General features: G+C 41.4%; 1 protein-coding gene. It reads left to right on the top strand.

The window, feature by feature from the left end:
* Positions 1-186: hypothetical protein (locus tag RTW80_RS30745; protein WP_312722037.1), on the top strand; the 186-nt coding region annotated here is incomplete at its 5' end.
* Positions 187-237: the final 51 nt, after the last annotated feature.

Raw genomic sequence — 237 nt, forward strand, 5'->3', positions numbered from 1 at the left:
GAAATGATGCTGTTATTTAGGGACAAAGAACCGACTTTTTCTCTTGCCTCCTCGCCAGTAATGATTAATGGGAATGCTTCCTCTGGGGAGGAGGACAGTAGAAAAAAGAACCCGCCAGCAAAAATATTGGGGATGAACAGCTTTCGCTACTCAGGTTGTTGGCGGGTAAATTTCCTCATGAAATAAGAATGCTACGCGCTCTTTTTAATGAAAATGATAATCACTGTCAACTAATTG

This window comes from Escherichia sp. AM3 (genome assembly GCF_032029835.1).
Lineage (GTDB): Bacteria > Pseudomonadota > Gammaproteobacteria > Enterobacterales > Enterobacteriaceae > Escherichia > Escherichia coli.